This is a genomic window from Streptomyces sp. NPDC060205 (genome assembly GCF_042728395.1).
Classification (GTDB): domain Bacteria; phylum Actinomycetota; class Actinomycetes; order Streptomycetales; family Streptomycetaceae; genus Streptomyces.
The window spans coordinates 1-7,495 of sequence record NZ_JBHWZP010000410.1; the positions used below are offsets into that span (position 1 = coordinate 1).

The window sequence follows — 7,495 nt, forward strand, 5'->3', positions numbered from 1 at the left end:
CCGTGCTGCCGGCGCGCGCCTCCAGGTCGACGCCGTCGAGGATCAGCCGTCGCGCGTGGGCGAAGCCCCGTCGGTGCCAGAGCAGGCCGCCCGAGTGCGTGGGCTCGCCGCGCACAGCGGTCACCCGTCCCACGAGGATCGTGTGGTCGCCTCCTTCCAGGACGTCGTGGCGGACACAGTGCAGGGTCAGTGAGGCATCCCTGATGACGGGGGCCCGGAGGGAGTCCGCCGCCAGGAGTACGCCGTCGAAGCGCTGTTCGGCCGGCCGCATGAAGCGTTTGACGAGGTGTTCCTCACCCGGCCCGAGGAGATGTACGGCGAAGTCCTCGGCGCCGGTCAGCGTCTCGTGCGTACGGGAGTTGCGGTCGAGGCAGACGAGGAACAGCGGCGGGGCGAGGGACAGCGAGCTGACGGCGCTGGCCGTCAGGCCGCGTGGCATGCCCAGATCGTCGTAGCAGGTGACGAGGGTGACGGGGGCGGCCAGGGCGGACATCGCGGCGCGGAAGGCCTCGGCGAGGTCCTGGGACGGGGTGCCGGACGGACCGCCGGCTGAAGCGCCGGCCGTGCCGTGCGGGGACTGTGATCCGGGCAGTTGGGATTCGAGCAGTGTCGAACTCATCGGGCCACCTCCAGCGGCCGGGCCGTGCCCTGCAGCCAGCGGCCCTCGGGGCGGCCGGAGAACCCTTCCCGGATGTCCCAGACGACCTGGCCGCCCTTCACCGTGGTGGTGAAGCGTCCGGTGAAGGTCCAGCCCTCGTACGCGGACCAGCCGCACAGCGCCTGGACGTCGTGCGCGGAGAACTGCCAGCGGTCGGAGGGGTTCAGCAGGGTCAGGTCCGCGTCCGCACCCGCTTCGAGCCGGCCCTTGCCTGCCAGGTCGAAGAGCCGCGCGGGCCCCTCGCCCATCAGCCGGGCCAGGTGCGAGGCCGCCTCGTCCGGGGCGATGTCCCGGGTCCGCAGGCCGGTCCAGACCGCCGTGGCCAGCTCCTGGACGCCGGGCAGGCCGGGCGGCGCGTCGGCCGGCGGACGGTTCTTCTCCTCCACGGTGTGCGGGGCGTGGTCGCTGCCCAGGGTGACGACCTCGCCGCGCAGCACGGCCTGCCACAGCCGCTTCTGGTCACGGCACTCGCGGATGGCGGGGGAGAGCCGGGTCCGCGGACCGCGCCGGGTGGTGTCGTCGTGCGTGAACGACAGGTGGTGGCCGGTCACTTCATAGGTGAGAGGCAGCCCCTCGGCCGCGGCGGCCGACAGCAGATCGGCCTCCTCCGCCGACGACACATGCAGGATGTGCGTCTTCGTGCCGTACTCGCGCACCAGGCGCACGACATGGGCGACGGCGACGATCCCGCCGGACCGCGGCCGGTGCGGCTCGTACCCGCCGTACGTGTCCGGGGCGCCCGAACTCGCGTCGAGCAGGTCGAAGACGTGCTGGTCCTCGGCGTGCAGGACGAGCCGGACACCGCCTTGGGCGGCGGCGGCGAAGGCCCGCCGCAGCTGCTCGCCGTCGCGGAACACGACCGGGGCCGTGTGATGGCCCGCCATGAACACCTTCGCCGAGCTCGCTATGCGCGGGTCCAGTTCGGCCAGCAGCTCGGGATGGTCGGGGTCGGCGCCCATGTGGAAGCGGTAGTCGATCCACGAAGTGCCCTGGATCACCGCGGCCTTGGCGAGCATGCTGCTCTCGTCCAGGGACGGCGGACGGGTGTTGGGCATGTCCATCACGGTCGTCACACCGCCGACGAGAGCGGCCCGGCTGCCGTGCTCCCAGTCCTCCTTGTACTCCAGACCGGGTGTGCGGAAGTGGACGTGCGAGTCGATCAGGCCCGGCAGCACATAGCGGCCGTGGGCTTCGAGGCGCGGGCCCTGCGGCAGAGGCTCGCCCGGTGCGAGCAGGGCCGCGATCCGGCCGTCCCGGACGAGAACCGTCCCGTCGCGGACGCCGTCCGGGGTGACGAGGCGGCCCCCTTCGACGATCAGATCGGCGGGCGGGCCGGCGGGCGTGCCCCCGGGAGCGGCGCCGGGAGGAGCGGCGGAGAAGGCGGCGGGAAGACCGGCGGAGGGATCGGCCGATCGGGGCTTCAACGGTTCCACGTCAGACTCACCAGTTCCTTGCAGAGGTCGTTGGTCGGTCCCATCAGGGCGACGGCACGGGCGTCGCGGCCGTAGCGGTTGATCTCGTTCGAGGCGACATAGCCGGCCGAGCCCAGCAGCCGCTCGACGGCGTTGATGACGCGCTCGGTCGCCGAGGAGGCGACGAGCTTGGAGTGGAGGGTGGCGATCCCCGGGTCGTCGGCCGTCCGCCGGCCGGCCCGTTCGACGACCGCGCGTGCGGTCTCGACCTCGCCGGCGATGTCCACCAGCCGGTGCCGGACGGCCTGTTGGGCCAGCAGCCCGCGCTTCTCGGCGTGCCGGTGGGCGAGTTCAAGTGCGGCTTCGGCCAGGCCGACGGACACGGCGCCGAGCGTGGCACCGCTGTCGCGGACCCCGGCGATGATCGAGGCGGCGGCGCCGACCGGGCCGAGCCGGGCCGTGTCGGGCACGTGGCAGTCCTGCACGGAGACGAAACCGGTCGCCGAACCGCGCATGCCGGTCAGCCGCATCGAGGTGTCGGGTATCAGGCCGGGCGCGTTTGCCGGTATGAGGAAGAAGGTCTGCCCCGCGGAGCCGTAGCCGGTGTCCGGGGCGGCGTCCGCCGCGGGCTCCTCGGTCTGCGCCAGCACAAGGTAGATGTCGGCGAGCCCCGCACTGGTGGTGAAGGACTTGGCGCCGTCCAGGACCCAGCCCCCGTCGGGCGTGCGGCGGGCGACGGTGGACAGCTGCTTCTTGTTCGCGCCCGCACCCGTCTCGCTCCAGGCGGAGGCGGCGAGCCAGTCACCGCGGGCGAGTTGGGGCAGCAGCCGGCGCCGCAGGGCCGGACTGCCGTGTTCGAGGATGCGCCTGCTGACCGCGTAGTGCTGGAACAGCATGATCGAGGCGGAGGCGTTGACCTGCGCCACCTGTGCGACCGCCGAGTTGAGGCCGTGCGCGTCGGCGCCGGTGCCGCCGTACTCGTACGGCAGGGCCAGCCCGAGCAGTCCGGTCTCGCGCAGCAGGGCCAGCGCCGGCCGGTCGGGTTCGCCGCTCGCGTCCGCGTCCCGGGCGGCGGCGGCGAGTCGCTCCCGTATCGAGGCGGTCAGGCCGGTGGACGGAACGGTGGGCGGAGCGGAGGACGGTCCGGCGGACGGTTCGGTGGGCAGATCGCCGGCCGGCGCCGGATGCGGTACGTCGGTCCCGGGCAGTGCCCGGGCTTCGGGCACGGTCAGGCTGTCAGCGGAAGCCATGACAACTCCTCGGAGGTGGGGGCGGGCAGGAAGAGGCCGGCGTAGTCGACCTGCTTCTCCGCGACGGAGATCCAGGCGAGCCGGCGGTCGCCGGGGCCGCCCGCGATACGGGCCGAGGCGCGGACCGTGGCGCCCGGTGTGCGCAGGGAGAGCAGATCGCTGTCCGGCTGCTCCGAGACACCGGACAGCAGGTAGGGGATCGTGCCCTCCACGGCGGCACCCGCCGCGAGGCAGGTGGCCCCGGTGAGCGCCACCGTCGGATGCCAGGACGGTACGGAGATGGCGCGCACCGCGAGGGCGCCCGGACCGTCCGGGAGCAGCGCGGCCACCTTGGGGAAGGCGCCGGTGGTGTCCCAGCCCAGCGTCCGGCAGACCGCGAGGCGCAGCCTGGTCATCCGGTCGAACAGCACGAGGTCGTCGGCGAACAGGTCCTCGACCGTGTGGGCGCCGAGTTCGGCGGCGTGCACGAAGAGATACGGATTGCCCATGGAGACCAGCGAGACCGGAACCGTACGCCCCTCGAAGGGGATGCCGGTGACGGGCTCACCGGTGATCAGGAGGTCGTTCACCGGCCGTGGCGGCGAGCAGAGGAAGTGGGCCGTGAAACGGGTGCCCCCGTCGTCTGTCTCCTCCGCCTCGCACACCACGTTGTCGCCGTTGTTGAGGACGTTGACCCGGACCCGGCAGCCCGCCACCAGGGGCTGGATCATGCCGGTACGGGCCGCCGCCTCGACCGCCGCCAGGATGGAGTGGCCGCAGGAGCCGCGCAGGTCGAAGCTGTCGAAACTGTCCGGCATCGACTGGACGAAGCGGTAGTCCAGGTCGAACAGAGGATGCCGGGAGGGCTGCACGAGGGCGTTCTTCAGGACGTCCGAGGCTCCCTGGTCGGCCAGGGCCGACCGTAACTCGGTCAGCCGGGCGAGGAGTTCGGGTTCCGAGTCGGGCAGGGTGCGCGCGTCCATCACGGCGGTCGGGCAGGGGGTGCCGTGCGCACGGGCGAGGCTGACAGTCACGCCGCCTCCTGGAGGACTCGTACCGGAGTGTGGAGCGTGACCGGGGCCTGGGCCGTGGCGAAGAACTCCTGACGCCACAGCTGGTGCGACATCAGGGACCACAGGGCCAGCGAGACGGCGTCGCTGGGGCGGGTGGCCTGCTCGTCGAAGAGGGCGTCGACCCGCTCGGGGCGGATCCGGCCGTCGGCGCGCAGGGTGTGGGGCGACAGGACGTCACGTGCGAGGGTCCACAGCCGCTGGCCGGGCGTGAGCATCGCGGTGACCGGGAGGGTGAAGGGCTGCTTGGGCCGCTCCAGCACACTGCGCGGGATCAGCCCCTGCGCGGCCTGGTACAGGGCCCGCTTCACCCCCAGACCCGGTACGAGCCGCTGCTCGTCGGTGAGGGTCGAGGCGAAGCGCACGACGGACGGCTGGGTGAACGGCAGCCGCACCTCGACCGAGCTGGCCATCGACAGGTGGTCGACGCGCCGCAGGTGGTAGGCGGGGAGCCGGTAGCGCTGCTCCACCGCGCCGATGCGCTGCAGCCGGGTGCCGGGGCTGCTGTGCAGGATCCGCCGGATGCCGGGCGGCAGGGCGGGACCGATCCCGTTCACGGCGAACGCGTACTCGTCGGTGTACAGGCTCTGGCGCAGGGCCCGCGGGACGGCGGCGAGGTGGTCGAGGTAGCCGTCGATCCAGCCCGAACCATGGTGCGCGGCGACCGCCTGCGTCATCCGCGAGTAGCCGCTGAACAGTTCGTCGGCCGCGTCGCCGGTGAGGGCGACCTTGAAGCCGGCGTCACGGACCGCGCGGAAGAGGGAGAAGGTGGACAGGGTGATGGGGTCGGCGTTGGGCTGCCCCAGGTGGCGTACGACGTCGGTCATGAGGTCCGGGAAGGTGGCCGGATCGACCTCGACCTGGTGGTGGGTGGTGCCCGCGGCGCGGGCGACCTCGGCGGCGTAGGCGCGTTCGTCGCTGGGCCAGGTGCCGGTGTAGGCGATGTTGAAGGTGTGCAGGCTGCCGGTGCCGCCGCCGTCCCGCAGCGCCTGGGCGGCGAGCGCGGTGACGAGGCTGGAGTCGAGCCCGCCGGAGGTGACGGCCGCGACGGGGGCGTCCGCGACCAGGAGCCGCGACACCTCCCGCGACAGCAGGTCGCGCAGCTGGTCACCGGCCTCGGCGAGGGTGCGGTCCTTGTCGGGGCGCAGGCCCTGTTCGTGGGCCATCGGACGCTGCTTGATCCGCAGTCCGTCCCGGGCGTTGAGCAGGACGGTGGCGGCCGGCGGGAACACCTGGATCCCGCGGAACATGGTGCGGTTGCCGAACGGCGTCTTGGAGGTGAGGTAGGCGTCGAGACCTGCCTCGTCCTCCTCGGCCCGCACCCCGGCGAAGCCGAGCAGCGCGGGCAGTTCGGAGGCGAAGTGGAAGCGGCCCGCGGCACGGTCCCAGTGGTAGTAGAGCGGCTTCATGCCCGAGTCGTCGGTGGCCAGCACCATGCGGGGGGTCTCCCGCAGGTCCATGACCGCCACCGAGTACATGCCGTCCAGGTGCTCGGCGAACCGGTCGCCGTACGTGATGTACAGCGCGGGCAGGATCGAGCCGTCGCACAGGTCGTCGAAGTGGAAGCCGAGGCCGGCCAGACGTGAGCGCAGCTCGCCGTGGTTGTAGATCTCACCGTTGAAGACCACGGTGACCCGGCCGAGGTGGTAGGGCTGGGCGCCCCCCTCGGGGTCCATGATCGACAGGCGGTTGTTGCCCAGGGCCCAGTCGGGCCGGTGCGCGACACCCTGGGCGTCGGGACCGCCGTGGTGCATCAGGTCGGCGACGCGGCGCAGTTCGGCCTCGTCGGAATGGACGTTGAAGGTTCCGTATATGCGGCACACGCTGCGTTCACCTGACCTGTGAGGAGTAGCCGGCGGCGGAGTAGAGCGCCGGGTCGAAGGGGCTGGGCCCGCCGCACGTCACGAAGCGGCGGGCGGTGGGACCTGTGTGCGGGTTGCGGGCGCCGTGCAGCACTCCGGGCGAGGCGTACAGGACGTCACCCGCGCTCACGTCGATCCAGCGGTCGCGCAGATACATCTGGCCGACGCCCTCGAAGGCGATGAACGCCTCGTCGCTGTCGGGGTGGAGATGGACGTTGAAGGTCTCGCCGGGCTGCTGGATGCCGCAGTGCAGGCACAGCCGGCTGCTGCCGTTGCCGGGCCAGAAGACGAAGTTCATGGTGGCCCGGCGTTCGGCCGCGTCGACCTGCCCGGTGCCGCCGAAGCCGCGCAGCTGGGTCGTCTCGTCCCACAGGGAGGAGTGCAGGACCGGATCGCTCCCGACGGGGGCGTCCGCGAGCGGGGTGCGCCACACGTAGGCGGTCAGGCCCCTGCCGTCAGCGGTGAGGGTGAGGGCGCGACCGGTGGGGGCGTAGGCGGCGGATCCGCGTTCGACGGGAGCGGTGAGCTCGCCGACGGCCGCGGTGCCGGTCCCCGAGAAGATCACGACGGTGTTCTCCTCGGCCGCGCTGCGCTCGGGGGAGTACGACTCGCCGGCGGCTATCCGGACGACATGGAGGGTGACATGGGTGGCGCCCGCGGCCGGGCTGACGGGCGTGGCGACCGTGGTGCGGGCGCCGGCGACGGGCTGGAACTCGAATTCGGCCGCGGTGATGATGCGGGCGTCACCGAGGGCGGTGGCCGGAGTGGGTGCGGATGCGGTGGATGGGGGCATTCCGGTGGCTGCTTCCTGTGTACGAAGGCCGGTGCGACGGCGTCGGCCCGCTGGTGCGGTGGGGGAGTCGGGGGTGGGAGGGGAGAGACGGAGGAGCTGGGAGTGGCGAGTGGGAGGGGCCGCAGTGTCCGGAGGGGCTGCTGTGGCTCCTTTTCTCTTCCTCCCGCAGGTTCGCGCGCCGGGTTCCCGGTCGTGTCCCACGTCGCTCCCGCCGCACGGAGCGGACGCGGGAACCGGATGGGTGCGCGCCTGGCGGGTGCCGGACGGGGCTGCGCCCCATAAGGGGCGCGGGGAACGGCGCAGTCTTTTGCCTTGAGGGGCGCGGGGAACGGCGCAGTCTTGTGCCTTGAGGGGCGCGGGGAACGGCGCAGTCTTGTGCCTTGAGGGGCGCGGGGAACGGCGCAGTCTTGTGCCTTGAGGGGCGCGGGGAACGGCGCAGTCTTGTGCCTTGAGGGGCGCGGGGAACGGCGC

The 7,495-nt window shown here is 72.6% G+C and carries 6 protein-coding genes; all 6 read right to left on the reverse strand.

The genetic code is table 11. The features are described from left to right. The coding region (locus ACFWGJ_RS39405) for a flavin reductase family protein (protein ID WP_387333778.1) at positions 1 to 619 on the reverse strand (619 nt) is incomplete at its 3' end. Further along, positions 616 to 1,977 carry a dihydroorotase family protein gene (locus tag ACFWGJ_RS39410; RefSeq protein ID WP_387333783.1) on the reverse strand — a complete coding sequence of 454 codons (1,362 nt, stop codon included), beginning with the start codon at positions 1,975 to 1,977 and terminating at the stop codon, positions 616 to 618. The genes ACFWGJ_RS39405 and ACFWGJ_RS39410, both read right to left, overlap by 4 nt. Positions 1,978 to 2,078: 101 nt before the next feature. Beyond that, entirely contained in the window at positions 2,079 to 3,320 is a 1,242-nt protein-coding gene (locus ACFWGJ_RS39415; RefSeq protein ID WP_387333779.1) for an acyl-CoA dehydrogenase family protein, read from the reverse strand. Beyond that, positions 3,299 to 4,333: a PrpF domain-containing protein gene (locus ACFWGJ_RS39420; protein ID WP_387333780.1), complete on the reverse strand. Its 1,035-nt coding sequence runs from the start codon at positions 4,331 to 4,333 to the stop codon at positions 3,299 to 3,301. Before ACFWGJ_RS39420 ends, ACFWGJ_RS39415 begins: the two co-directional genes overlap by 22 nt. Then, on the reverse strand, positions 4,330 to 6,192 hold the full coding sequence (gene asnB, locus ACFWGJ_RS39425) for an asparagine synthase (glutamine-hydrolyzing) (protein ID WP_387333781.1): 1,863 nt from the start codon (positions 6,190 to 6,192) through the stop codon (positions 4,330 to 4,332). Before asnB ends, ACFWGJ_RS39420 begins: the two co-directional genes overlap by 4 nt. 7 nt (positions 6,193 to 6,199) lie before the next feature. Further along, the gene (locus tag ACFWGJ_RS39430) at positions 6,200 to 7,024 is read right to left on the reverse strand and encodes a cupin domain-containing protein (RefSeq protein WP_387333782.1); all 825 of its coding nucleotides are present in this window, start codon (positions 7,022 to 7,024) and stop codon (positions 6,200 to 6,202) included. Between the last annotated feature and the right edge of the window lie 471 nt (positions 7,025 to 7,495).

What these genes read in the sequence shown, in the direction of transcription:
- ACFWGJ_RS39415 (WP_387333779.1), bottom strand. Translation starts at nt 3,320, where the DNA reads ATGGCTTCCGCTGACAGCCTGACCGTGCCCGAAGCCCGGGCACTGCCC.
- ACFWGJ_RS39430 (WP_387333782.1), bottom strand. Translation starts at nt 7,024, where the DNA reads ATGCCCCCATCCACCGCATCCGCACCCACTCCGGCCACCGCCCTCGGT.